Genomic DNA, 26,897 nt, shown 5'->3' with positions numbered 1-26,897 from the left:
CCGTCACGTCAAAACGCGCCACGATCCCGAGTTCTACCAGACACACCAGCCCACAACCGAGCCACCACAAGATCCGAACCCTGAACAGCCCCTAGGGCGCCGCCACCCTCGGCCGGCCGCTGGGGGTGTCCATTTCAATTTTCTTTCGGCCAACCGTGCGAGAGGTCTGTTCGAGGCCGCAGCACCCCCCTAGAGTGGACCGCACTCCTCCACAAGTGCCCTTTCCGGCACACCGGTTCACTGGTTCCTCGAACGTTCGGCGCAGCCTGTTCCCATCATCGAGCCGGAAGGGCGGGTCCGTGACACAGGCGTTCCAGTCCCCGGGTTTCGCCGCGCTCGCCGCGGGTCGCGCCGTCGAGACACGGCTGGTCGAGGAGCGCTGGCAGGCGGTGGCCTGGGACCTCGGGACGGACCGGCGCCGGGTGGTCACCGACCGGCCCGGCGGCGTCCACCTGAGCGAGATCGAGCCCGACGGCGACGCCATCTGGTGGTTCGACTCCGACTGCGCCGAGCAGGGCCGGTGGCGGCGGGAGCCGTTCGCCGGCGGGCCGGACGGCGAGGCACTGCACGGGGTGCCGGACGGCCGCCCGTACGGCGTCGCCTTCGACCGGACGGGCGCGCTCGCCGCCGTGGCCGTCGGTGTCGACGGTGCCTCGCGCTGCTACGTCGGACCGCCGGCGGGCGAGGCGCGGCTGATCGGTTCCGCGCCCGGCTACCTGGCTCTGGCCGACCTCTCGCCGGACGGCGGGCTGCTCGCCCTCGGCGGGCTGCCCGACGGGGACGACGCCGTCCTCCTGTGGCCGACGGACGGCCCCGTGGACGGCCCCGCGGACGGCCGCGCGGACGCTCCGCCGCCGCTCGCCGGGGGCGACGGACGGAGGCTCTGGCCGATCGAGTTCAACCCGCTCGCCGTCCTCGACCCGGAACTCCTGCTGGTGGTCGAGGAGGGGGAGCGGTACACCGTCGCGACCTGGCGGGCGGACACCGGGCTGCGCACGTACCCGGACCTGTCCTTCGACGCGCAGATCACGGCCGGCTGGTACCGGGGGCCGCGCGGCGTGCTGGTCCAGCACGAGCGGGCCGGGCGGAGCCGGCTGCTCCTCGCCGACCTCGGCCCCTCGCCCGTGGTCCGGGAGCTCCGCACGCCCGGCGGCACCATCCACGACCTCTCCTGCGCCCCGGACGGCGCCCTGCACTGCGTCTGGAGCCGGGAGTCCACCCCGCCCCGCCCGCTGGTCCTGCGCCCGGAGGCGGCACCGGCCGACCCCGGAGCCGGTGCCGGAGCCGACCCCGACTCCGGACCCGGCACCGACCCCTCGGGGCCGGACGCCCTCGTGCCGGACCCGGACGGCACCTTCCGCGGCCGCCGCTGGACGCCCCGCCCCTACGGCCGGATCCACAGCTTCGTCAGCACCCCGCCCGGTCCGGGCCCATGGCCGACGCTCTTCCTGGTGCACGGCGGCCCCGCCACCCACGACCGGGACTCCTACGACCCCCGGGTGAACATCCTGGTCGGCGCCGGCTACGCGGTGGCGCGCGTCAACTACCGCGGCTCCACCGGCTACGGCGCCCGCTGGCAGCACGACTACGGCCACCGGGTCGGGCTGGCGCAGATCGAGGACCTCGCCGCCGTCCGGGCGGCACTCGTCGCCGACGGCACCGCTCTCGCCGGGCGCACCGGACTCTGCGGCTTCTCGTGGGGCGGCTACCTCACCCTGCTGGCCCTGGGCGCCCAGCCGGACCTGTGGTCCCTCGGCATGGCCGCCCAGCCGATCGCGGACTACCCCGCCACCTACCGCGGCACCACCCCGGCCCTGCGCGCGCTCGACCGGCAGCTCTTCGGCGGCAGCCCCGACGAGGTGCCCGAGCGCTACCGCGCGGCGGACCCGCGGACGTACCTGCACCGGGTCCGCTCGCCCGTGCTGCTGGTCGTCTCGCAGCACGACGAGCGGTGCCCGCCCGAGCAGGTGACCCGGTACGCCGCGGACCTGCGCCGGCTGGCGGTGCCGCACGAACTGCTCCGGGTGGACGGCGGCCACTACAGCCGCCGGACCGCCGACCACCGGTCGGTCCTGGCCGCGATGGTCCGCTTCGCCGGGCGGACCTGGCCGGCACCGCCCCTCCGACCACCCCGGGGCGACCGCCCCGGGGGATCCGCCGAACCGATGGAAGGAGGTGAACAGCCATGAAGCGTCGCAGCATCCAGAACGACCCGATCGGTACCCCGGAGCGTGACCGTGGCGCGGTGATCGTCCAGAACTTCGCGCTCGACATCACCAAGGCCGCACCGGTCGCGCCCGCCCTCAAGGGGCAGCCGAAGCCGAAGCCGGAGTCCAAGGACAAGTGATCGTCGGTCGCTCCGGGGCGCCTCGGCGCTCCGGAGCGACACCCCGCCCGCTGCCACCGTTCCCGGTCCCGTCCCTGCCCCCGTCCACCGTCCGCGCACGACAGAAGTGGCCACCATGCGTATCGTCCTGCTGCACATGCCCTGGGGCGCGATCGACGTGCCCTCGCTGGCGCTCGGGATCCTGCACACCGCCGCCGCCCGCGCCGGCCATCAGGTCGAAGTGCGGTACGCCAACCTGGACTTCGTGGACTGGGCGGCGCAGACGGCGGACTTCGGTGTGGACGACTACCAGTACTTCTCCGAGAAGTCCTACTTCCAGGGCGCGGGCGACTGGGCGTTCGCCGGCGCGCTGTACGGCGACGACGGTCTCGGCGGCGGCTCCGGCCCGGCCACCGGCCGGGCCACCGACGCCGACTCCGCGCCCTACTTCGAGTACCTGGCCACCAACGGCGCGAGCGAGCGGGAGATCGCCCTCACCCGGGCCACCCGCGCGATCGCCCCCGCGTTCATCGCGCGACTGGTCGAGGAAATCGCCGCCGACCCGCCGGACGTGGTCGGCTTCACCACCACCTTCCAGCAGAACACGGCGAGCCTCGCCGCCGCCCGGCTGCTCAAGCAGCGGTGCCCGCAGGTGCGCACGGTGTTCGGCGGCGCGAACTGCGACGGCCCGCAGGGCGCCGCGCTGCACCGCAACTTCCCGTTCCTGGACTACGTCGTGCGCGGTGAGGGCGAGGCGGCCTTCCCCGCCCTGCTGGGGGGCGGCGACCTCGCGGCCGTCCCGGGGCTGTGCTGGCGGGACGCGTCGGGGAAGTCGACGGTCAACGAGATGTCGAGGCGCCCGCTGCCGCCCGCGGCGATCCTGACACCCCGCTACGACGGCTTCTACGAGCGGCTGGACGCCTCCGTCGCGGCGGGCTGGGTCGACCCGAAGCTCGTCCTCGAAGGCTCGCGGGGCTGCTGGTGGGGGGAGAAGCACCACTGCACCTTCTGCGGTCTCAACGGCACCTCGATGGAGTTCCGTTCCAAGCCGCCGGCGGACTTCCTCGCCGAAGTGCTCACGCTCGCCGAGCGCCACCAGCTGCTGGACGTCTACGTCGTCGACAACATCCTCGACATGGGCTACTTCGACACCGTCCTGAAGTCGCTGGCCGAACTCCCCGTCGACCTGCGGCTGCACTTCGAGATCAAGGCCAATCTGCGCCGCCACCAGTTCCAGCTCCTCGGCGACTCGGGCGCGGCCCAGGTGCAGCCCGGCATCGAGAGCCTGAGCACCCGGGTCCTGCGGATCATGGACAAGGGCGTGACCGGCTGCCAGAACGTCCGCGCGCTGCGGGACGCGCAGAGCGCGGGCGTCTCGGTGACCTGGAACTACCTCTACGGCTTCCCGGGCGAGCAGCCGGCCGACTACGAGTCGGTGATCCGCCAACTGCCGGTGCTGCACCACCTGGACCCGCCGACCGGTGCCGGGCGGATCGCGATCGAGCGGTTCAGCCCCTACTTCGACCGCCCCGAGCTGGGCTTCGCGATCACCCGGCCGGCCTACCAGTACCGCGCGACCTACCGGCTGCCCGAGAGCGAACTCGCCGAACTGGCCTACGTCTTCACCGCGCCGCCGCGGGGGATCGGCGGGGAGGTCGCGGAGCGGCTGGGCGAGGCGGTGGACACCTGGCTCGCCCGGTTCCCCGACAGCCGGCTCACCTACCGGGAGGCGGGCGGGCGGATCGTCCTCGTCAACACCCGGCCCGGGTACGACTGGCGGGTGGCCGAGCTGACCGACCCGGTGGAGATCGCCGCCTTCCGGCTGCTGGGGCAGCCGCGCTCGACCGCGACGCTGGCCGCGAAACTGCCCGGCGGCGCGGCGGCGGTCGAACCGGTGCTGGAGCGGTTCACCACGCTGGGGCTGCTGTTCCACGACGGGGACAGCTACCTCCAGGTCGCCGTGGAGTCCGACAACCAGGTACTGATGCGGATGCAGCACCGGCACCTCCCCGCCCCCGCCCGTTCCCGCGCCGAGGAGGTGCTCGATGCCGTCACGATCGGCTGAGCGGACCGGTGCCGCGGCCTGGCACGCGGCCGGACCCGAGGTCGAGCTCTGGCTCGACTACGACCCCGCCGTACGGGAGTTGCCGGGCATCGCGCTCGGCCGCCGTACCCTGTCCGGTCCGGCGGAGACGGAGGTCACCGAACTGCACCGCGCCGGTGTCCGCTGCCTGCGGCTGACCGGGCCGGTCCGGCTGTGCGCGGACGCGTCGGCGGCCTCGGCCCGGGCCCTGATGCTGCTGCGCGAGGCGACCGGACAGGGCCTGGCCGTGCTCTGGCGGGCGGTCTGCGCGGACGGCTGCGCGGCCGGGCGCCGGTTCCACCACCTCTACCCGCCGGAGGAGTTGACCGGTCCGGAGCCGGAACTCCTGGCGGACTGGCGCGCCACCTACTTCCCGAGCAAGTGCGTCCTCCGGCGCGGGCCCGGCTTCGTCGAGGTGCGCGACCGCCGGTTCGGGACGCTGGAGCTGTTCACCATCGACGATCCCGGCCACCTGGCCGCGTTGGACGCGCTGGCGGAGGGCGTCGAGGTCGGCCTGCTGCCGGAGACCGTTCACCGGGATCTCGCCGAGGCCGGTCTGATCGCCGAACAGGCGGGCCGGGCCTGGTTCCTGCCGATGCGGGTCCGCCGCTGGCCGTTCCCGTCCCTGACCGTGTAGTTGCCGGAGCTGCCGGAGCTGCCGGAGTTGCCGGAGCTGCCGGGATACCGGAGCAACGGAGTCGCCGGAGTACCGGAGTTCGAGTCCGAGGAGAGAGTCATGAGCACCGCGGTCGACGACGCCGCCGCGCGGATGTCCGCGTTCATCCGCGACCCCTACCCGACGCTTGCCCGGATCCGCGAGGCCGGCGCGGTCTCCGTGATGGACTTCGGCGAGGGTGTGCCGGTCTACCTGGTGACACGCTACGAAGACGTCCGGGCCGCCCTGATGGACCCCCGGTTCGGGCAGGACGTCCGCCGCAGCCAGGCCATCGCGAGCGGGCGGGGCTCCAGCCTGACCCTGGGCTCCGAGGTCGTCCACATGCTCAACAGCGACCCGCCCGACCACACCCGGCTGCGCCGCCAGATCCAGGGCGTCTTCACCCGCCGGCGGGTCGACCTGATGCGCCCACTGGTCGAGCGCATCGCCGGCGACCTGCTGGACGGGCTGCGCGGCCGGGAGACCGCCGACCTGGTGACGGACTTCGCCTTCCCGCTGCCGATCATGGTCATCTGCGAACTGCTCGGCTTCCCCCCGGAGGACATGCAGGACTTCCGGACCTGGTCGACGGCGATCCTCACCCAGGGCGGCGGGATGACCTTCGACCAGGCCACCGGCGAACTGAACGACTACCTCAGGGAGTTGATGACAGCCCGACGGGCATCGCCGCGCCAGGACATCCTGACCGACCTGGTGCAGGCGTGCGACGCCGGTGAACTCACCGAGCGGGAGGTGTTCTCGATGGTCTTCCTGCTGCTGATCGGCGGCCACGAGACCACCGTCAACCTGCTCGGCACCGCCACCCTGGCCCTGCTCCACCACCCCGACCAGCTGGCCCGTTTGCGCGCCGACCCGGCGGCGATGCCGGTGGCGATCGACGAGTTCCTGCGCTACGAGTCCCCGGTGAGCATGGCCACGCTGCGGTTCACCAACGCCGACGTGATGGTCGACGACGTGGAGATCCTGGCGGACGAACTGGTACTGCTGTCACTCGGCGCGGCCAACCGGGACCCGGCCCGCTTCACCGACCCCGACCGGCTGGTCCTGGACCGGAACGATCCCGGCCACCTGGCCTTCGGGCAGGGCCTGCACCGGTGCCTCGGCTCCTTCCTCGGCAAGCTGGAGAGCGAGGTGGCGCTGACCGGGCTGCTGGAGAGCTTCACCCGGATCGAGCTGGCCGCCGCGGAGGAGACCCTGCCGTGGCGCAACACGATCATGCTGCGCGGTCTGGAGTCGCTCCCGGTCTCGCTCAATGGCTAGCCGCGCGGGCACCGGCGGCACCGGAACCGGCGGTACCGGAGCGGACAGTCCCGTAGCGGCCGACACCGCCAGGCCCGGCCCGCCCGCCAGGCCCGGCCCGCCCGCCAGGCCCGGCCCGTCCGCGACGCCCGGCCCGTCCGGCCCGTCCGACGCGCCCGGCGCTCCGAGGCCGACGGGACTGCTGCGCTTCCGCCCCCGGATCGGCCTCGCGCCGCTGCGCTCGCGCGGCTACCGGCTGCTGGTGATCGGGCAGGCCACCTCGGAGTTCGGCAACGCGTTCCAGGTGGTCGCCCTGCCCCTGCTGGTCTACTCCCTCGGCGGCGGCGCCCGCCAGCTGAGCCTGGTGGTCGCCGCCTACGGCGCGGGACGGCTGGCCGCCACCCCGGTCGGCGGGATGCTCGCCGACCGGTTCGGCGCCCGGCGGGTGATGCTGACCGCCGACCTCGGCCGGCTGCTCGCCACCGCCGGACTGTGCGCGGCCGCCGCCGGCGGAGCCGCGCACTTCTGGCTGATCGGCGTGCTCGCGCTGCTGGTCGGCCTCGGGGCGGGGGTCTTCCTGCCGGCCGCCTGGGCGATCACCCCGACCCTGCTGCCCGCCGAGGACCTGCACGCGGGCAACGCGCTGAACAGCACGGTGACCTTCGGCGCCGGGTTGCTCGGTCCGGCGGCGGCCGGGCCCCTGGTCGCCTGGCTCGACCCGGCCGTCGCGCTGGGCCTGGACGCGGCGACCTTCGCCGTGTCGGCGGCGACACTGCTGCTGATCGGTCGCGGCAGCACGGTCGCCCCGTCCCGCCCCATCTCCGAACGGGCCTCCGTGCCAAGGAACTTCCGCGCCCTGCTGCGGGAGTCGCCGCTGCTGCGCGCGGTCCTGACGGTGACGGTGATCGCGAACCTGACGGTCGGCGGCGCCACCAGGGTCGCCCTGCCGACCCTGGCCACCGACGGTTTCGCCGCCGGCGCCGTCGGCCTCGGCCTGCTGCTGGCCGCGTTCACCGGCGGGGCGCTGGTCGGCGGCCTGTTCGCGGCCGGCCTCACCGAGCTGCGCTCGCGCGGTCGCACGGCCATGCTCTCCGGCCTGGTGATGGGCGCGGCGATCGGCCTGGTGCCGTTCACCGGCCTGGTCGGCGCCGTGCTGCTGCTCCTCGTCGCCGGTGGTGCCAGCACGGTGACCAACGTCCTGATCGTCACCGGCGTGCAGAAGAGCACCCCGCCCACCCTGCTGGCCCGGGTGATGGCGGCGATCACCTTCTGCGGCCTGGGCGTCTTCCCGCTCTCGGTGATCGCGGCCGGTGCGGCGGTGGACGCGTTCGGCAGCCGCGGGGTGTTCGCCACGACCGGCCTCTGCCTGCTGGGCGCCTTCGGCTACGCGCTCACCCGGCGCGAGATCCGCGAACTGTGAGCGCACGGCCTCAGCAGGCGCAGGAGATGCCCGAGCGCGGGGCCGTCAGGTCGTCGATCGGCCGTCGCTCGGTGCCCTCGGCGGTCTCGAACGCGAAGCCCTCGCGGACCCAGTACTCGAAGCCGCCGAGCATCTCCTTCACCCGGTAGCCGAGCCGGGCGAACGCGAGCGCGGCCCGGGTGGCGCCGTTGCAGCCGGGGCCCCAGCAGTAGGTGACGACGGTGGCCCCCCGGTCGACCAACTGCCCGGCCAGCTCCGGGATCCGGGCGGTGGGCAGGTGCAGCGCACCCGGGATGTGCCCCTGCGCCCACGCCACCTCGCTCCGCGAGTCGACGAGGACCAGCCCGGGCACGCCCGCCGTGAGGTCGGCGCGCACGTCCGAGACATCGGCCTCGAAGCTGAGCCGGGAGCGGAAGTGTGCCTCGGCGACGGCCGGCTCGGCGGGCGGAACGGAGAGAACGGCGCTGCTCATCGAGTACTCCTGGGATCGAGCGGTACGGGCTGATGCACCGATCCTGTCGCACGGTCCCCGCCACTCACGAGTGTCGTGATCGCCGCCGTTCGCCAAGATCCCGCCATCCCGGGCCCGCCACCCGCCGTCCCGCACCGGGGCGGGAACGGCCGAGGAACTGGCCGGTACGGCCGTCGTCCTGACGATGGGCGGAGGAATCGCCCTGTCCGTCGCCCGCCGCAGGCGCCGCCGGTCCTAGTTCGCGGCCGTACTCGCCGCACGCGTGCGCGCGGCCGGCGGTGTAGCCGTCGCGGACGTGCCGGGCCTGCCCGCGCGGCCGGTCCCCTGTCGTCGGGGCGGAGCGGGTGCGGTCGGGGCGGGCGAGGACGAGGAGTGCCGGGAGGGCCGGGGCGGAGGTGTCAGCGCAGGTACCACTTCTGGTTGGGGGTGCCGGAGCAGTCCCACAGCTGGAGCGGGGTGCCGGCGGCGGTGCCCTTGTCCTTGGCGTCCACGCATTTGTTCGCCTGGGGGTTGACGAGGTCCTCCGGGCCCGCGAGGACGAACCGCTGGGCGGGGCCGCCGTTGCAGATCGCCACCTGGATCCGGGTGCCGTTGACGACCGAGCCCCAGGCCACGTCCATGCAGAGGTCACCGGCCCGGACGGTGCCGTCCGGGCGGAAGTCCCAGGTCTGCCAGGCGCCGCCGGTGCAGTCCTGGAGCTCCAGCCCGATGCCGTCGCCGAGCCGGTGGCCGACGGTGCCGATGCAGCGCTGCGAGCCGCGCCCGGCGATGGGGCGGCCGGGCGGCGGAGCGGGTGCGGGCGCCTTGGTGGTGGGTGCCGGTGGCGCGGGTGCCGCGGGAGGTGGCGCCGGGGCCTGGGTGGTGACGGCCGCCGGAGCGGCCGGCTGGGCCGCGGGGGGTTGGGCGGCCGGGGCCGGAGCGGCGGGCGCCGGAGCGGCGGCGGCCGCCGGTCGGTCGGTGGTGCCGGCCGGTGCCGGTGCGCGGGTCTGCGGCCGGGCGGCGACCGGTGGGGCGGCGGCGGGCCGCTCGGCGGCGCTCGGCCGGTCCGCCGCGGCCTCGGGTGCCACCGGATCGGCGGCCACCGGGGCGGGTTCGGCCGCCGGAGGCGGTTCGGCGGGTGCGGCGACCGAAGGCTCCGGGGTGGGAGGTCGGCTCGGCGGGTCGTCGCTCGGGTCGGCGGCCGCGGGCGCGACGGTCGTCACCGTAACGGTGGGTGCGGCGCCCCGGGCGGTGTGCGGTGCGGCGCCGTTCCCGGTGGGCAGCAGGGCGGAGCCGAGGGCGACGGTGCCGACCAGGGCGGCCGCGGCCGCCGTGGCGGTCCAGACCCGGGCCTGCGGCAGGAGCCCGCGCGGCGGGTTCGGGGTGTGGCGCAGGAAGCTGTCGGAGAAGCGCGCGGGCCCGGCATCCGGGCCCGCGGCCGAGGTAGCGCCGTCCCGGTGCGGCCGGGGCGCCGGGGCATGCGGCAACTCCCCTTCCGGCACGGCGGCTGACGTCGGGTCGGGCGGTCCGGACACAGGGCCTCCAGGGCGAGGGCGGGCGCTGGGGATGCTCCTCCGGCCGTCCGGCCGCGGCGTGAACCCGGGGTGTCGTGCGCGTGGCGGCGCTCCGACATTCATGGCGTGTCCATCTCATGAAACGTGGGGGTGGCCCGGAGTTCACCGGAGGATCGGCCGCCCGTTCCCCCGCGGCGCTACGGTGACGGCCGTCCGGGGACGGACCCGTGATCCACACCGAGGGCGCGGCACAGTTCGGACCGGTCCCGCGAGGAGAGCAAGGCACCAACATGGCGCAGACAGCCGACGAGGCCCGGTCGGGGCCGACCGCCGCACCGTGGGCGGAACTCCTGCAGGCCGAACGCGAGGTCCTGTTCCGCTTCATCAGCGGCCTCGGCGACAACGACCCGCACCGGGCGGAGGACATCGTCCAGGAGGCGATGTTACGGGCCTGGCAGGCCGCCGAGGCGCTGGACTGGGACAGTCGGCCGATCCGGCTGTGGCTGTTCACGGTGGCACGCCGCCTGCTGATCGACGAGTGGCGCAAGAACCGCGCGGTGCCGGTCGGCATCGCGGTCGAGGGCTTCCCGGCCCCCGTGGCGGCGGACGCCGCCGACCCGTCCGACCGGATCCTCGACCGGCTGGTGCTGGTCGACGCGCTCCGTTCGCTCGACCGCATCCACCAGGAGGCCGTGGTGCACGTCCACATTCTCGGACGCCCCGGTGCGGAGGTCGCCCGCGCCGTCGGGATACCCGGCGGGACCCTCAAGTCGCGCACCCACCACGGCGTCCGGTCGCTGCGCCGACACCTGGCCGACCGGGGCGTGGTCGCCTCGTGACCGTCACCGTCCTCCGTTCCGCGACCGGAGCGTCCTTCGTCGCCTCCGGCCGTTCCGCGGGCGCCGCCCTCGCGTCGTTCCCGCCCTCCGGCTTCCTGCCGGCGATGCCCGGCGCCACCACGCTGATCGGCATCGGTGGGGTCGTGGTGCTGCTCGCCGTCCTCGCCCACCTCACCGCCCGCCGGGTCGGCGGCTGGCGTGCGTTCCGGCGCCGGCTGCGCCGCGAACTCGGGGCGACAGCGGCCGCGTTCGCCGCCCCGGTCACCGCGCGGGTGCGGTACGGGCGTCAACTGGGCACCGTCCGAAGGCTACTGGCCGACAGTGCGGGCTGGGTCGACGCCGAGCAGGCCGTTCTCGACGCTGGACGGGTGGCGGGAGCGCGTCCGTACGCCGTGCTGCTCGGTGCGCACACCGTCGGCGTGCTGGTGTCCTGCGGTCCGGGGCGGCCACCGGGCCCGCCCGGGCCGTGGGTGGTGGACGCGGCGGACCCGCGGCTCTGGTGGGCCGCCCGGGACGAGCTGCGGTCGACGGTCACGGGCGGCGGCCCCGCCCCGCTGCTGGCGCTGGTCGGCACCGACGGCCCCGCCGCGGTGCTGCTGGACCTCGCGACCGGACCCGCCGTGACCGAGTTCGGTGGCGACCGGGTGCGTGCCCACGCCGTACTCCAGGCGGTGGCGGCGCAGTTGGACGCCCGACTGCCGGTGGGCGCGGTCGTGGTCGCCGACGGTGTGCACGCGCGCCACGCGGGTCCTGCCCCGGCCGCGGCGCTCGCCGCGGCCGACCGGGTCGCGGCGGACGGGGAGCCGGCCTTCGCCGTCTGTCCCGTCGCTCCCGCGGGGTTCCGTCCGGCGACGGGCGCCCGGCTGCTGGTGCTGGGCGGTGCGCGGGGCTCGGCCCGGCTGGTCACGGTCGACCGTGACGGCCTGCGGCTGCGCGGGACGGCGCTGCGGGTCGAGGCGGTCGCGCTGGCCCGGGCGACGGCCCGGATCCTTCGGGCGCTGCCGCCCTACCCGGCTTTCTCCCCGGTGGAGTTGGACGATTCCGATCTGGTGGAGCCGGGCGGTGCCGCGGTCGAGCCGGAGGAACTTCCGGAGCCGGAGGAGCCGGACGGGCTGTCGGAGCCGGACGAGCTCCTGGAGGTGCCGGAGGCGGCGGACCCGGGGGAGCCCGAGGAGCGGTCCGAGGTCCCGTCCGACCCGTCCGCTCTGCCGGAGGAGTCCGGTCCTGGCGGCGAACTGCCGGACACCGGAGGGTCGGTAACGCCCGTGGCGCAGCCGTTCCGGGTCGGGCCGGTGTATCCGGAGCCGAACGAGGGCAGCGGGTCCGGCGCGGAACCACCGTCGTTCCGGGTCGGGCCGGTGGTGCCGGACCCGACGGCCCTGCGGCTGCTGCTGCGCGGACCGGAGCCGGTGGAGGAGCCGGTCGGGCCGGGAACGGGATCCGAGTCCTGGCTCCCGCCGGAGGCCGAGTCCTGGCCCCCGCCGAAACCGAAGCCGGAACGGGATCCGGAGCCCGAGCCCGAGCCCGAGCCCGAGCCGGAGCCGGAGCCGGAGGTCGAGGACGACTTCGCCGAGCCCGGGCCGGGACCGGCCGGGCATCCCGCCGGTGTCTCCGCCCGTCCCTCCGGGACCGCCCTCCTGTCCGCGACCCGGCCCGTCGGCTGATCCCGCGGCCGGGCGCACCCCGGTACCCCGGCCGACGACCCGCCCGCCCAGTCCAGCCTGCCCGACCCCCTGGAGACCACCCGGTGAAGCTGACCGTCACCGTCGCCGACGGCACCGACCGCCGTGACCACGTCCTCGACCTGCCGCCCGGTGCGACCGTGGGTGAGCTGGCGGCGGCGCTGGACCGGCGGGACCCCGACCCCACGGCGGCCGTCGTGACCGCCGGACCCGGCTTCGGCTCCGGTCCCCCCGATGGCGACATGGAAGCCTTCCTGGCCGGAACGGGAACCGTCGCCCCGCGTGGACTCCACCTCGGGCCACGGCGGTTGGACCCTGGAGCGGCCGTTGCCGGGACGGGTGTGCGGGAGGGCGCCGTGCTCGGTCTCGGCGCCCCCGCCGACGAGCCCGACCGGGTCCGGAGCAGTGCGCCGGACCGGCGCCCGGGCGACCCCGTCCAGCTGGAACTGCACCTCGTGTCCGGTCCGGGAGCGGGGCGGGTCTGGCGGCTCGGACCCGGTAGCCACGAGATCGGCACCGATCCCTCCTGCACCGTCCGCCTCCGGGTTGCCGGCGTGCCCGCGGGCGGCCTCTGGCTGACTGTCGGTCCGGACGGCTCGGCGAGTTGGCACCGCGCTCCCGTCGGCCCCGGCCGGTCGAAGGGTCCCGGAGGCTCCCCGGACAGTGACAGTGACAGCGGCTCCGACAGCTACGGCTACAGCGACGGCCACGGCTACCGCGACAGCGACGGCGAGGCCGACACCGTGCCCCCGGACGCGGGCGACGAGGCGATCGCGCTCCGCACGCCGAGCCCGCCCGCCGCCGACCGCAACGCCCACGCCGACCGTGCCCGCCGCGTCGGCACCGGGGAGCGCGACACCGCCCCCGCCCGCCGGGCCCGCCGCACCGGCCGGCACGACCCGCGTCCGGCCGCCCACCGCGCCGACGGCGGCACCGCCTGGCCGCCGGGCGTCGACCTCACCGTCGGTGCCGCCCTGCTGCGCCTGGTCGAGCCGGTCGAGCCGGACGCCGCCGTGGTGCCGTCCGCCGACGGCATCGGCGTCGACTACAACCGCCCGCCGCGGATCGTCCCGCACCTGGACGCCGAGCGGATCCGGCTGCCCCTGCCGCCGACCGCCCCCTCCCGGCGTCCCTTCCCGCTGCTGCTGATGCTGGCCCCGATCGTGCTCGGCATGGTCATGGTGGCGGTCTTCCAGTCGTACTTCTACCTGGTCTTCATCCTCTTCAGCCCGCTGATGGCCGTCTCCAACTGGATCGTCGGGCGGCGCGGCAACCGCAAGCAGCACGAGGAGGCGGTGGCCCGCTACGAGGCCCGGCGCCGGGTCCTGGAGCAGGAGGTCCGGACCGCCGCCGACCGCGAGCGCCGGGTGCGCGGAGTGGCGGGGCCGGACCCGGCGACGGTCGCGCTGACCGCCACCGGCCCCGGCGGCCGGCTCTGGGAGCGGCGCCGGCACGACCCCGACCACCTGGTGCTGCGGATCGGTACGGTCGACCAGCCGTCGGTGAAGGAGATCGACGACCCGGCGCGGGACGAGAACCACCGCCTGGTGCGCTGGAGCATCCCCGATGTGCCGATCGGCATCGAGGTCGCCGAGTTCGGCGTGGTGGGGGTGGCCGGCACCGGGCCCGCCGTCCAGGCGCTGGTCCGCTGGCTGGTCGCCCAGTCCGCCGTCCTGCACAGCCCGCGGGACCTGCGCATCGTGGTCCTCTCCGACCGCTCGCGCGCCGACGGCTGGGCCTGGGTGCGGTGGCTGCCCCACCTTCGCCCGCCCGGCGGCGGATCCGGCCCGGGCGGCGGGGGCGGACCGGTGGCGGCCGTCGGCAACGACCCGGAGTCCACCGCCAACCGGATCTCCGAACTGGTCGCCCAGATCCAGGCCCGCCGGCGGGTGCTCGGCTCCTCCATGGGCAAGGCGATGTTCAACGAACCGGACGTCCTGGTGATCGCCGACGGCGCGCGGCACCTGCGCGACGTGCCCGGGATGGTGCAGGTGCTCACGGACGGCCCCGGGGTCCGGGTCTTCAGCGTCTGCCTCGACGCCCAGGAACGGCTGCTGCCCGAGGAGTGCGGCACCGTCGTCCTCGCCGCCGGGCACCGCCTCACCGTCCGCCGCACCGGCGCGCCCGACCTCACCGACGTGCGCGCCGACCTGGTCGACGCCGACTGGTGCGAGCAGGTGGCCAGGGCGCTCGCCCCGGTCCGCGACGTCAGTCCCGAGCACGACGCCGGTCTGCCGCAACTGGTCCGGCTGCTGGACCTGCTGCGGCTCGAACCGCCGGACCCCGCCGCCCTGCTGGCCCGCTGGCGCCACCGCCCGGCCGCCACCTCCTTCCTGCTCGGGACGGGCTACGACGGCCCGCTGACCCTCGACCTGGTCCGCGACGGACCGCACGCCCTGGTCGCCGGGACCACCGGCTCCGGCAAGTCGGAGCTGCTCCAGTCCTTCGTGGCCTCGCTCGCCGCCGCCAACCGCCCGGACGAGCTCACCTTCGTCCTGGTGGACTACAAGGGCGGTTCGGCGTTCCGCGAGTGCGCCGAACTCCCACACAACCTCGGTATGGTGACCGACCTGGACGCCCACCTGGTGGAGCGCGCCCTGGAGTCGCTCGGAGCAGAACTGCGGCGCCGGGAAAGGCTGCTGGCCGATGTCGCGGCCAAGGACCATCCCGAGTACCGGTCCAAGCGGGTCGCGGACCCGACGCTGCCCCCGCTGCCGCGGCTGCTGCTGGTGATCGACGAGTTCGCCACCCTGGTCCGCGAGGTGCCCGACTTCGTCCCGGGGCTGATCGGGATCGCCCAGCGCGGCCGCTCGCTCGGCATCCACCTGGTGCTCGCCACCCAGCGGCCGTCGGGCGCCGTCACCAGCGACATCCGGGCCAACACCAATCTGCGGATCGCGCTGCGGGTCACCGACTCCACCGAGAGCCAGGACATCATCGACACCTCCGAGGCGGTGCACATCCCGGCCTCCGCGCCCGGGCGTGCCCTGGTCCGGTTGGGGCACCGCTCGACGGTGCCGTTCCAGAGCGCCTGGGCCGGCGCGGCCCGCCCCGACCCGGCGGGCGCGGCCGCCGTCGAGCGGCCCCGCGGGGCGGTGCGCGCCGCCGCCCTGTCCTGGACCGGCCTCGGCCGCCCGCTCGTCCTGCCGCTCGCGGCGGGCGACCCGGCCGCGCCCGCCGCGCCCGTCCCCACCGACCTCCAGGCCCTGGTCGCCGCCGTCCGCGAGGCCGCCGCCGCCCTCGACGACTTCACCCCGCAGCCCAGCCCCTGGCTGCCCGCGCTGCCCGAGGAGGTGCTGCTCGACGAGGTGACGGCGCTCCTGCCGCCCCCCGAGGACGCGGCGCTCCCGGTGGTCCCCTACGCGCTGGAGGACGTCCCCCAGCTCCAGCAGCGCCGGGTCGCCACCGTCGACCTGGCCTCCTTCGGCCACCTGTACGTGATCGGCGCCCCCCGGTCCGGCCGCACCCAGGTCCTGCGCACCCTGGCCGGCTCGGTGGCCAGGACGGCGTCCTGCGCGGACGTCCACCTGTACGGGATCGACGCGGCGGGCGGCGGCCTGGCCGCTCTCAACGCCCTGCCGCACTGCGGGGCGGTCGTCTCCCGGCACGACCAGGAACGGCTCGAACGCCTGCTGCACCGACTCACCGCTGAATTGACGCGCCGTCAGGAACTCTGCAGCGAACGGAACGCGGCCGGGCTCAACGAGCTGCGCGCCGCCCTGCCGAAGCCGGAGCGGCCCGCGCACGTGCTGCTGCTGATCGACGGCTGGGACGCGCTGTCCGGGCTGCTGGACGACCACGACAACGGCCGGCTCGCCGACCTGGTCACCCGGCTGCTGCGGGAGGGTGCGGCGGCCGGCATCCACGTCGTCGCGACCTCCGAGCGGTCCCTGCTGGGCGGCCGGCTCGCCGCGCACAACGACCACAAGCTGCTGCTGCGCCAGGGCGACCGCAACGACTACCAGTTGGTCGGACTCTCGCCCAGCAAGGTACCGGCCGGCATTCCGGCCGGTCGCGGCTGGCACACGCTGAGCGGCACCGAGACCCAGGTCGCGCTGCTCGCCCCCGGCGCCGGCGGCCGGGAGCAGGCCAGGGCGCTGGCGGCGATCGGCGCCGACAGCACCCGCCGCGACAGTGCGGTGCCGGCCGGGCTGCGGCCCTTCCCGGTCGCCGCGCTGCCCCGCTCGGTCGACTTCGCGGAGGCGTACGCGGCCGTCCCGGAGGAGTCCCGCCGCCCCCTGTGGGGCCTGCTCGGCCTCGGCGGCGACGACGCCGGACCGGTCGGGGTGGACCTCGCCGGGGCCGCCGCCGCCTTCGCGGTGCTGGGCCCGCCCGGATCCGGGCGCAGCACGGCGCTCGCCTCGCTCGCCGTCTCCCTGCTCGCCGGCGGCACCGGGCTGGTCGTCCTCGCGCCGCGCCACTCCCCGCTGCGGGCGCTGGCCCGGCACGCCGGGGTCCGGGTGCTGACCGACGCGGACCCGTCCGCGCAGGACGTGCAGGCCGCCCTGGACGAACTCGCGGGCCCCCGCGTGGTCGTGGTCGACGACGCGGACCTGCTGGCGGCGCCCGCCTGCGACCGGGTGCTCAAGGAGGTCGCCGCCTTCGGCCGGGACCGCGGCCTCGGCCTGCTCTACGCGGGGTCGGCGGACGCCCTCCAACTGGCGATGGGCAGTTGGCTCAGCGCGGCCAAGCGGGCCCGCCGGGGACTGCTGCTGGGGCCGAAGAGCCTCCAGGAGGGCGACATGATCGGGGTCCGGCTGCCGGTGCACCTGATCCGGGCCACTCCGGTCGCGGGCCGCGGCTGGACCACCGGGCGGGGCGGCGAGGCGATGGCCGTGCAGGTGCCGCTGACCGTGCTGCGCACCGAGGACTGAGCGCACCGCCGGGGTGCGCGGCACGGAGCCGCGCACCCCGGCGGTGCGGTGGCGGTGTCAGCTGCTCTCGCGCAGGCTGCTCGCCATGTCCTGGTCCATCTGGTGCATCTGGTCCTTGATCTGGCGGAACTGCTTCGCGAAGCCCTTGATGCCCTCCATCGCGGCCAGCAGGCTGGTGTTGAACTTGTCGTACGCCTCCTGCATCGCCGGGCTGGACTGCTGGAACACCATGCCGTCGCCGAGCAGGTTGTTCACGTTGTTCTTCAGGTCGTTGAGCATCGGCACGATGTTCTCGGCGGCCGAGTCGAGCTGGCCCGAGGTGGTCTCGATCTTCTCGAAGTCGAGGGAGATGTTGGGCATGTCGCGGTCCTTTCGAAGGGGGGATGGCCGGCCGGGGAGGTCGTGGGTCCCGGCCGGTTCGGGCGGCGCCCTCAGTCGTCCTGGGAGCTTCCGCCGCCGGTCTGCTGCCACTCCTGGCCGGGGCCGTTGCGGTGGTACTGGGTGGCCTCGCCGTCGTTGTCGGTGACGGTCATGTCGCCGCTGCCGTCCTCGTGCAGGTGCGTCTCGGCGTGGTTCTTGGTGCCGTCCGCGTACACGGTGTCGGTGGTGAACGAGCGGCCGTGGTCGGAGTAGGAGGTGGTGGAGGTGTAGCTCTGCCCGTCGTGGGTGACGGTGGTCTCCTCCTTGATCACGTTGTGGTCGGCGTCCAGGGTGAGGTGGGTGTGCACCGAGCCGTTCGCGGTGTCGATGGTCTGGTCGACGGGCGGTGCGCCGGGGTCGGTGGCCCGGCAGAACTCCGGCACGGTGCCGTCCGCGCCGGGGTGGCACTGGTCGGCGTGGGCGTTGCGGTACTCCCAGGCGGCCTGCCGGTCGCGCCACTGGTCGAGCCCCATGTTGGCGCCCATCACGCCCAGGCCGTCGGCGATCTGGGCGTCGACGTCGAAGAAGCCGTCGGCGACCGCGCCGAACACGTCGCCGAGCTTCTTGAGGTGGTCCACGGCCCGGTTCATCGGGTCCTTGGAGAGCCGGTACAGGCTGCGGAAGCCGTTGGTGACGTTCGGGTCGCCGAACACCGCCTGGGCGTCGCCGAGCTTCCCCGAGCCGTACTGGGAGAACAGGCTGCCGTGGAGGGTCGGGGAGATCCGGTCGGCCAGGTTGTGGAGGTCCTTGCGGGCCTCGTGCAGGACGCCGTAGTCCATCGAGAAGTCGGGCACGGGATTTCCCTCCGGTCGGATCGGCACGCGGTTCCCGATCGACCACGTGCCGGCGGCCCGCGCGGTTCACCGGACAGTGCGGGCCGACCGTCGTGAACCGTCCGGGACCCCGGCACGTGGTCCTCCCGAGAGGTGCCGCGCGCCGCGGCGGCCGGACCGTGCCCACGGACGAGGAGGAGACGACGGTGCCCCAGCGTCCGACCGACTGGAACGCGATCGGCCTGTCCGCCGACCCCACACCGGGGGACCCGGACCGGATCGACGAGGTGCAGCGCTCCCTGGCCGACCTCGGCCGCACCGCCCGGGAGATCGACGACGCGCTCGCCGCCGTGCTCGACAAGACCGGCCAGGGCGCGTTCACCGGGCAGACGGCGGACGCCCTCCGGGACAAGATCAGCGGGCCGCTGCGGGCGTTCGTCCAGTCGGTGGCCGACGGCTTCGAGAGCTCGGCGCGGGCCCTGACCACCTATGCCGGAGTGGTCCGCGACCAGCAGTGGCGCGCCGACAACGCGCTCTCCCAGGGCCGCGGCCTGGCCCAGGACGACACCCGGCGCACCGAACTGGCGAGCACCGCCCGTCAGGCCGGCACCGCCCAGGACGAGGCGGGCCGCACCGCGGGCTCGGCCCTCAGCAGCGCCGCCCGCGGGATCAAGCAGCCGGTCTCCGACTGCGACCTGTTCTGGGAAGCCTTCCAGTGGCTGGCGATCGCGCTGATCCTGCCCGCGCTGATCTTCGGCGGGCCGATCGCGCTGCTCGCCATCGGCGTCAACCTGGCGATCTTCGTGAAGACCGCGGTCGACTTCTCCCAGGGCAAGGCCAGCGCGCTGGACCTCTTCCTGTCCGGCCTGGGCATGATCGCCCCCACCACCAAGGGCCTGCCGCTGCTCAAACTCATCAGCGCCGGGGCCAAGTTCACCTGGACCGGGATCAAGGGCGTCGCCCAGGCGGTCGGCGGCTTCTTCCGCGGCGTCTTCACCGGCGGCGGCTCGCACGCCTTCGCCTTCCTGCCTGGCCTCGCCGATCTCGCCCGGATGACCGGCGGCTGGGTGAAGGCGGGCGGCCTCTGGGTGCTGAACGGGGTCACCCGGCTGCCGCACTTCGCCGGGGTGACCTTCCGGGCCAGTGGCATCGCCGTGGTCAACGGAGTCAAGGGGCTGCCCGCCCTGGTCCGCGGCCTGCCGGCCGGCCTCGGCCGGTTCGGCTCCGCCTCCTGGGACTTCGCGCGTGCGCAGCTCGGCGGCGCCAAGTGGCTGCGGCTGGTGCTCCCCGTCGACGCGGCCGAGATCGGCCGCTACGGGCTGCGCGGCGCCCTGCGGATCGGTCTCTGGGAGCGCGGGGTCCTCGGCAACTTCCGGTACGGCGCCCCGCTGCTCGGCACCGCCGGACGGACCGCGGCCGCCGTCCCCGTGCCGCCCCCGGTGCACCGGGTCGACGCCCTGGTGGACCTCTCCCGCACCGACCTGGCGAAGGTCAGGGTCGGCGACTGGGCCGGACCGCGCCGACTGGAGATCCCGCACCTGGAGCCCTCCGGAGCCGGCCTCTCCTACACCAGGCCGTCCGACTTCCGTCTGCACAACGACCTCGCCGACCGCCTCTCGCTCGCCCCCGACGCCGTCCGCAAGCTGGACGCGCTGCTGGACACCCCGATCCGCGAGCTGCACCCGGTCGGCAGCTGGGCCGGCGGTACGGTCGTCACCCCGGGCGGACTGCACGTGCAGACCGGACTCGGCGTCAGCACCGCACCCGGTGGTCTGCACGGGATCGGCGCACTCACCGGCGCCCCGACCCCCGCCCCCGTGCACCTGGCCGACACCCTCACCGTCGGCGCTCCCGCCACCGCGCACGCCCCGAACCTCCAGACCCAGGCGCTCGCCCTGCACCAGACGGGCGCCGCGCCGAGCGCCCTCGGCACCGGCGCGCTGCACACCGCCACTCCGGCGGCCCCGGCCGTCCACACGGCCGACCTGCTCACCCCGTCCGCCGTCGCCGTTCCGCACCTGAGCACCGGTACGCTCCCGACGGCCGCGCTGCACGGCGGCGGCACGGGCCTGCCGTCGGTCGTGACGGGCGCCGTGACCGTGCCCGGCCTCGGCACCTCCGGCTCCGGCGCGCACCTGAACGGCGCCCTCGACCTGCTGGCCACCGGCTCCCCGCTGAACCGGGCCGACGCCCCCGTGTTCACCGCGGGCGGGCACCTCGGCGACCACAGCACCCGGGCCCTGGCGGCCAGTCAGGTCAACCTGCACCTGGGGGAGTTCGCGGCACCCCGGGTCGCCGCGACCACCGCCCCGGTGCTGCCGCCGGTGCACGCCGTCACCCCGCCCACCGCGCTGGTCGGCGTGCCCGGCCCCGGTGGTGTCACGGACCTCGGCGGGGCCGGGGCGCACGGCGGCCTCGGCCGGTTGGACGAGGCGCTCGGCCTGCTCCAGCCCGGTCCCGGGCACGGGCACGGGTCGGTCCAGGGACTCGCCGGGCCGGTCCCGGTGGCACCCGCCCCGCTGCCGCCCGCCGTGCTCGGTTCGACGCCGCTGCCGCCCGTCACGCCGCTGGCCCAGGGCCCGGTGGCGCCGCTGCCGCCGGTCGGCCCGGCGCACCCGGCCGCCGGGTCGGCGCACGACCTGCCGACCGTGCCCGGTACCGGCGGGCACGGCGGCCCCGAGCGGCTGACCGGCGCCCAGCTGGACCGGCTCTGGCGCGAGCAGGGCGACCGGGTGGCCGGGCTGTTCGGCGCGAGCGACGACCCCGGTCGCGGCGCCCGGCTGGACGCCTGGGCCGACCTCACCCTCGCCCGGCACGACCTCGGCCGGGCCGAACGCCTGCTGGCCGACCTGCGGGCGCGCCCCGGCGGTGGTTCCCGGCCCAGCCCGGTGGTGATCCACGCCGAGGAGTCGGTGGACGCGGCCGCGTTCAAGGTCGACGTGGCCCTGGACCGGGCCACCGGCCTGGGCATCGACCCCGTCCGGATGGACCGCGACCTGGCCGCGCTGACGGCCGACAGCCTGCGCGAGCGTCCCCGGCTGCTCGGCGGCTCGGACGGCGGCGGCGGGGTGCCCCCGCACGTCGGACAGCAGCCCCAGCTCGTGCCCCAGCCCGGTCCGGCCCCGCACGGCCAGGGCCCGCAGCACGTCCAGCCGCCGGTGCCGCAGCACCTCCAGCCGCAGCCGCCCGCGCCGCAGCCCGTCGTGCTCGCGCTCGCCGACCAGGGCACGGCGGGCCCGAACGGCCTGCGGGTCGAGTCCACCGTCACCCCGAACGGAACCGTGCACCGGGTGCTCGACGCCCACGACGTGCCCGACCCGATGCTGCAGCCGACGCCCCGCCCCGGCGGCGGCTTCGACCTGCACGACACCCGGCTCGGCACCACCCACTCGTACGACGGCAACGGCCGCCTGGTCGCCGAGGACCTGCCGCTCACCGGCCTCGACGGCACCCCGGCCGGGCTCCGGGTGCACACCGACTTCGACGGCCAGGGCGCGGCCACCCACCAGGTGCTCGACCCCAACGGCGCGACCGGCCTCCAGGCGGCCCCGCGCCCCGGTGGCGGCTTCGACCTGCGCGACCCCGCCACCGGCGGCCACCGGGGCTTCGACCACGCCGGCGGGCTGGTCGAGGAGGGCCGTCCGCTGCTCCGCGGCGACGGCACCCCGTTCGGCCCGGTCCTGCTGCTGGGTCACGACAACGGGACGGTCACCCGCTCGCTGTCCGGTGGTGGACACACCCTCACCGAACTGCCCGGCGGCGCCGGCCTGCGGGTCACCGACCCGGCCACCGGCCGCTCGGCGCTGTTCGACCACGGCGGGGCCTTCCGCGCAGAGGGCCTGGCCCTGGGCGATGCCGCGGGCCTGCGCGGCCACCGCTTCGCGACCCGGCAGGGCGGCGGCTTCGTGGTGACGGACGTGTCGGGTGCGGCGGTACCGGGCTCCTCGGCGGTCGGTGTCGCGGGCGGCGGGGTCCGGGTCACGGAGGCGGTGTCGGGCCGTTCGGTGCGCTTCGGCGCGGACGGCCTGCAGGTGCACAGCGGTGTGGCGTTGGCGGACGGTGCGGGGGTGCGTGGTGCGCGGTTCCTGGAGGGCGCGCCGCCGAGGGTGACGGACGTGTCGGGTGCGGCGGTGCCGGGCCTGGCGGGCGAGGGCCTGGCGGGTGGCGGCTGGCGGGTGACGGACGCGGTGTCGGGCGCGTCCACGCGGTACACGGCGCAGGGTGGCGTGGTGGAGCGTGGTGTGGCGTTGGCGGACGGTGCGGGGGTGCGTGGTGCGCGGTTCCTGGAGGGCGCGCCGCCGAGGGTGACGGACGTGTCGGGTACGGCGGTGCCGGGCCTGGCGGGCGAGGGCCTGACCGGTGGCGGCTGGCGGGTGACGGATCCCGCGTCCGGCGCCTCGACGCGGTACACGCCGCAGGGCGCGGTGGCCGGGAGCGGTGTGGCGCTGGCGGACGGGGCCGGGGTGCGCGGTGCCCGGTTCCTGGAGGGGAACCCGCCGCGGGTGACCGATCTGACGGGTGGACCGACGGGTCTTTCCGGTGAGGGCCTGGCCGGCGGCGGCTGGCGGGTCACCGATCCGGTGTCGGGGGTGTCGACGCGGTACACGGCGCAGGGCGCCGTCGTCGAGAGCGGAGTGGCACTCGCGGACGGGACCGGGACGCGCGGCGGCCGGTTCGTCGTCCCGCAGGGCGGCGGTGGGCACGCGCTCACCGACGCGGCCGGTGCGGTGCTGCCCGAGCGTGTGGTGGCGCACCCCGGCGGCGGGTTCCGGGTCGAGGGCGCGCCCGCCGTCCCGGGCGGCGGCGTCCCGTACGAGCGGTTCGCCGCGGACGGCGCGCCGACCGCCGGCGGCCGGCAACTGCTCGACGGCAACGGCACCGTGGTGGGCCATCTGGAGCGCCCGGTGCCCGCGCCCGGCCACCCGGCGCCGACCGGGCAGCCGGCCTGGCTGGACGCCGCCTTCCAGCCGGACGCCGCACGGGTGGTCACGGCCGACGGCGCCGGTCTGCGGGTCACGGTCGCGGGCGGCTCCTACCGGGTGTTCGACGACGCCGGGCGGCTGACCGACGACGCCGCCCGGCTGCACGCGCCGGGCGGCGGCGCGCTCGACCAATGGGTGGTGGTCCACACCCCGCCCGGTGGTCCGCGCACCCTGGAGGTCCTTGACGCCACCGGCACGCCGGTGCCGAACCTCACCGCCGCCGACCGGCCCGGGGGCGGTTTCCAGGTCACCGACGCGGCCGCCGACAACGGCTTCGTCCGCTACGGCACCGACGGCGGCCGGCTGGAGACCGGCACCGCGCTGCGCGGCTCCGACGGCAATCCGGACCGGACCTTCGCCGTTCTGCCCCCGCCCGGCCCCGGTGGCGCCGCGCTCCCGGGCCACCTGGAGAACGCGGCGGGCGTGCGGGTCCCCGAACGGACCGTCACCGTCCGGGCCGACGGCGGCCTCCAGGTCTCCGTCGACCGGCCGAACGGCCCGCGGCACGGCGAGTTCACCGCCCACGCGCCGGGCGACGGACGGATCACCCACCAGGGCTTCAACGTCGTCGACGGCGGGCGGCGCACCGACCACCAGTACGTCGTCGACCACACCCCGGCGGCCGGTGCCACCTGGAGCCGGCAGCCGCACCCGGCCGCCGCCGCCCCGCCGCCGCCCGGCACCGGCGCCTTCCACCACGGCCGGGTGGAGACCCTCGGCGGCGACCGGATCCGGCTGCTCTCCTCCACCTACACGCCGGTCGAGGTGTTCGAACGCCGGGTGCTGCCCGGTGGCGGCCTGCTGGACTCCTTCCGCCGCACCGACACCCTGCTGTTCGGCGACCTCGACCGCCGCACGGTCTGGACGCAGTGGGACGCCGCCGGCGGCCTCGGCGGGCACGGCACCCGGCGCTACGACACCTCCGGCTTCGGCTGGCGGGACCTCGACCACCGCGGCAACCCCGTCCACGAGTACCGGGACGGGCTGCAGAAGACCGGCGGCGTCACCGGCCACACCTTCGCCGTCCGCAACGCCGACCGCAGCTGGACCTGGCACCGCTTCGACGGCGCCGGCCAGGAGCTCGCCCACGGCCCGCGCACCCAGCACCGGGACGCCGGCTGGACCGACCGGCTGGCCGACGGCACCCTGGTCCAGAAGCAGTGGGGGATGGGCCACAGCCCCGGCAAGGCCGGCCAGTTCCTGGAGCACACCTGGCAGGGCGGCGGCGTGCGGCAGACCTGGGAGCGGCACTCCCCGCACGGCAAGGAGGTCGGCAAGCGCGAGGTCCTGGCCACCGACAACGCGGTGCTGACCACCAGCCGCTGGTCCGAGCAGCGCCCGCCGGTGTGGGTGCGCCGGCACCTGGTGGGCGCCGGCGGACCGCAGGGCGTCGCCGCGCACCTCGCCGACGACACCCGTTACCAGGTCTTCCTGTGGGACAAGGCGGGCGGCGTCAACCCGGGCGGCGGCGTCCGCTACGTCGGCATGGACGGTGCGGCGGTCGACCTCGGTGCCGACGGCCGCTTCGTCCGCTCCACCGGGAAGCTGCACGGCGGCACCACGCTCAAGGTCGGCGACCACGCCAACCCGCCCCCGCACCCGCCCACCAACGCGGCGCACCTGCCCTGGGAGGAGCCCGGCCGCCGCGGCTACCGGGCCGAGGTGGTTCCGCCCGCCGGGGCCGGCCGCGACCACCCCGTGTGGCAGGACCGGTTCAGCCCGGACGGCGGCGCCAACTGGCAGGTCGCCCGGGAGGGTTTCGCCGACGGCTCGGTCCGCGAGTACCGGGTGCCGCCCCAGGTGGACCCGGCGACCGCCAACGTCCAGGGCCGGGGCACCCACGCCTGGGTCCAGCGGGACGCGCACGGCAACCTGACCGGCAGCCACGACATCTGGCAGGACCCCCAGGGCCACCGGATCGAGGTCACCGGCACCGGCCGCCCCGACTCCGGCCGGTGGACCTGGACCGCCACCGACCACCTCGGCAACCGGACCACCGGCCGCCGCGAGTTCTTCCGCGGCTCCGACGACCCCCGGCTGCCCTGGGACGACTCCTTCCGGGACTTCGACGCGGGCGGCGCCCTGCTCCGCGAGCGCGACATGCTGGACGGCGGCCGCTGGGTCGACTCCTGGCGGGGCGCGGCCCCGCCCGGCGGCGGGCAGCGCTGGCACACCGCCAAGTACGAGGCGAACGGCACGGCTGTCGACTTCGGGGCCGGGCAGCAGGTGCGCCGCTGGTGGAACGCCGACACCCGGGCCTGGCAGGACGACTGGACGGCCCGCACCCGGCACTTCCGCGACGAGTTCCGCCCGGCCGCCGGCGGCCCCGCCCTCACCCTGCGCGAGGTCCCCCCGCACCTCGCGCTCGGCGAGGGGCCGCTGCGGGTGCGCCAGTACGTGCCCGGTGGCAACGCCCCGCACCCCGCGGGGAGTTGGAAGGAGTTCGACCACGGCGCGGTGGTCCGCGAGCGCAAGCCGCTCGGCGACGGCACCTTCCTGGAGAAGGACGCCTGGCGCGGCCAGTGGCGCCGCTACGACCAGCACCGGCGGATCGTCGCCCAGCGCACCGACAGCGGTCTGGTCTGGGAGACCGGGCCCGGCGGCAACCTGCGGGTCACCGGCAACGAGTACGACTTCCGCGGCCCGCTCACCGAGATCCGCGGCTTCGGCCGGCGGGTCCGCGAGGCCAACCGGCTGCCCTGGGGCGACTCGGTCGAGGTGCGGGTGCCGCGGATGCGGAACGCCCTCGCCGGCGTCCCCGGGCTGCCGGCGGCGCGCAACGGCGCGGTCCCGCTCGGCGAGGCCCTCTACCAGCCGTACTGGAAGGTGCTGGCGAAGAAGGTGGCGCTGGAGTTCGGCCAGGAGTTCGTCCTGGAGTTCGGCGCCAACCTGGCCGTCAACGGCATCGTCGCCGCCGCCAACAACAAGCCCTTCACCGGCAAGGACGTACTCAAGTCCTTCGCCAACGCGGCGGTCGGGGCAGGCGTCAAGAGCCTGGTCGCCACCGGCATGCACGAACTGCGCGGCAGCGCGGTCGGCGGTCCCAAGTCGGTGTTCGGCAACGTCGACGGCGGCAAGCACGAACGCCGCCACCCCAACAACCACGACAAGAACTGGGCCAACGAGTGGGCGGGCAACGAGACCCCGACCCGCTGGCGCGGCGGCACCTACGACTTCTTCTACAACACGGCGCTCGGCGGCGTCGTCGGCTGGGTCAACGGCTCGATGAACGCCGCCGTCTGGGGCGTCACCGGCGCCGACGGCAAGACCCACGTGCTCAGCGGCATGGACGCCTTCCTGGACGGCGGCATCGCCGGTCTGGCCGGTCTGACCACCGCGAGCAGCGCGGCGCTCGCCAAGAACGCCGTCATCGCCGGCGGCGGCAGCCGCCTCTTCCACCGCCAGGGCTTTGCCGAGTTCTGGCTCCAGCTCCCGTTCAAGATCTTCGAGAAGACGGTCACCTCGCTCTGGCTGACCAACGCCTACCGGGCGAGCATCGACCCCGCCTGGTACCGCGCGCCCCTGCCCGCTCCCGCACCCCTGCCGGGCCCGTAGCACCGGCCGCCCTCGGGGCCCTGCCCGTCCGGCCCGTCCCTCAGTCCCGCCCGCTCCCGCACC

General features: G+C 75.7%; 14 protein-coding genes. 10 read left to right on the top strand and 4 right to left on the bottom strand.

From position 1 onward, the window contains the following. The first annotated feature begins 299 nt into the window (after positions 1-299). The 6 genes from ACIQ9P_RS37515 to ACIQ9P_RS37490 all read left to right on the top strand — a co-directional run bounded on the left by ACIQ9P_RS37515 (position 300) and on the right by ACIQ9P_RS37490 (position 7,744). Entirely contained in the window at positions 300-2,189 is a 1,890-nt protein-coding gene (locus ACIQ9P_RS37515; protein WP_402366456.1) for an alpha/beta hydrolase family protein, read from the top strand. Continuing rightward, entirely contained in the window at positions 2,186-2,347 is a 162-nt protein-coding gene (locus ACIQ9P_RS37510) for a hypothetical protein (protein ID WP_402366453.1), read from the top strand. The genes ACIQ9P_RS37515 and ACIQ9P_RS37510 overlap by 4 nt, the downstream gene beginning before the upstream one ends. 115 nt (positions 2,348-2,462) lie before the next feature. Continuing rightward, positions 2,463-4,391: a RiPP maturation radical SAM C-methyltransferase gene (locus ACIQ9P_RS37505; RefSeq protein ID WP_402366451.1), complete on the top strand. Its 1,929-nt coding sequence runs from the start codon at positions 2,463-2,465 to the stop codon at positions 4,389-4,391. Further along, positions 4,372-5,046, top strand: a complete 675-nt coding sequence (locus tag ACIQ9P_RS37500; protein WP_402366448.1) for a DUF5825 family protein — start codon at positions 4,372-4,374, stop codon at positions 5,044-5,046. Before ACIQ9P_RS37505 ends, ACIQ9P_RS37500 begins: the two co-directional genes overlap by 20 nt. 99 nt (positions 5,047-5,145) lie before the next feature. After that, complete coding sequence (locus ACIQ9P_RS37495; protein ID WP_402366445.1) at positions 5,146-6,345, top strand: cytochrome P450; 1,200 nt, start codon at positions 5,146-5,148, stop codon at positions 6,343-6,345. Beyond that, complete coding sequence (locus ACIQ9P_RS37490; RefSeq protein ID WP_402366442.1) at positions 6,338-7,744, top strand: MFS transporter; 1,407 nt, start codon at positions 6,338-6,340, stop codon at positions 7,742-7,744. Before ACIQ9P_RS37495 ends, ACIQ9P_RS37490 begins: the two co-directional genes overlap by 8 nt. Before the next feature lie 10 nt (positions 7,745-7,754). Here the strand turns inward: ACIQ9P_RS37490 and ACIQ9P_RS37485 are convergent, their stop codons facing one another. Beyond that, positions 7,755-8,216, bottom strand: a complete 462-nt coding sequence (locus ACIQ9P_RS37485; RefSeq protein WP_402366439.1) for a rhodanese-like domain-containing protein — start codon at positions 8,214-8,216, stop codon at positions 7,755-7,757. A 398-nt stretch (positions 8,217-8,614) separates the two neighbouring features. After that, positions 8,615-9,682 (bottom strand): ricin-type beta-trefoil lectin domain protein, encoded by a 1,068-nt coding sequence (locus tag ACIQ9P_RS37480; protein ID WP_402366436.1) that lies wholly within the window; start codon positions 9,680-9,682, stop codon positions 8,615-8,617. A gap of 317 nt (positions 9,683-9,999) precedes the next feature. Here ACIQ9P_RS37480 and ACIQ9P_RS37475 point away from each other — a divergent pair, with 317 nt between their 5' ends. The 3 genes from ACIQ9P_RS37475 (at position 10,000) to ACIQ9P_RS37465 (ending at position 17,104) form a co-directional block, all read left to right on the top strand. Beyond that, on the top strand, positions 10,000-10,548 hold the full coding sequence (locus ACIQ9P_RS37475; protein ID WP_402366433.1) for a sigma-70 family RNA polymerase sigma factor: 549 nt from the start codon (positions 10,000-10,002) through the stop codon (positions 10,546-10,548). Further along, on the top strand, positions 10,545-12,212 hold the full coding sequence (locus ACIQ9P_RS37470) for a hypothetical protein (RefSeq protein ID WP_402366430.1): 1,668 nt from the start codon (positions 10,545-10,547) through the stop codon (positions 12,210-12,212). The genes ACIQ9P_RS37475 and ACIQ9P_RS37470 overlap by 4 nt, the downstream gene beginning before the upstream one ends. 83 nt (positions 12,213-12,295) lie before the next feature. Next, entirely contained in the window at positions 12,296-17,104 is a 4,809-nt protein-coding gene (locus ACIQ9P_RS37465; RefSeq protein ID WP_402366427.1) for an FtsK/SpoIIIE domain-containing protein, read from the top strand. A 57-nt stretch (positions 17,105-17,161) separates the two neighbouring features. Here the strand turns inward: ACIQ9P_RS37465 and ACIQ9P_RS37460 are convergent, their stop codons facing one another. Both ACIQ9P_RS37460 and ACIQ9P_RS37455 read right to left on the bottom strand, forming a co-directional pair. Beyond that, the gene (locus tag ACIQ9P_RS37460; protein WP_030396211.1) at positions 17,162-17,464 is read right to left on the bottom strand and encodes a WXG100 family type VII secretion target; all 303 of its coding nucleotides are present in this window, start codon (positions 17,462-17,464) and stop codon (positions 17,162-17,164) included. Positions 17,465-17,535: 71 nt separating this feature from the next. Beyond that, positions 17,536-18,318 carry a hypothetical protein gene (locus tag ACIQ9P_RS37455; RefSeq protein ID WP_402366424.1) on the bottom strand — a complete coding sequence of 261 codons (783 nt, stop codon included), beginning with the start codon at positions 18,316-18,318 and terminating at the stop codon, positions 17,536-17,538. 185 nt (positions 18,319-18,503) lie between these two features. Between ACIQ9P_RS37455 and ACIQ9P_RS37450 the strand changes: the two genes are divergently transcribed. After that, a complete protein-coding gene (locus tag ACIQ9P_RS37450; protein ID WP_402366421.1) occupies positions 18,504-26,834 on the top strand; it encodes a putative T7SS-secreted protein in 8,331 nt (2,776 codons plus the stop codon). Positions 26,835-26,897 lie beyond the last annotated feature (63 nt).

The sequence above is a fragment of the Kitasatospora sp. NPDC094019 genome, from assembly GCF_044764505.1.
Taxonomy (GTDB): domain Bacteria; phylum Actinomycetota; class Actinomycetes; order Streptomycetales; family Streptomycetaceae; genus Kitasatospora.
The sequence above is the reverse complement of the archived record's forward strand: the minus strand, read 5'-3'. Positions and strand labels throughout refer to the sequence as shown.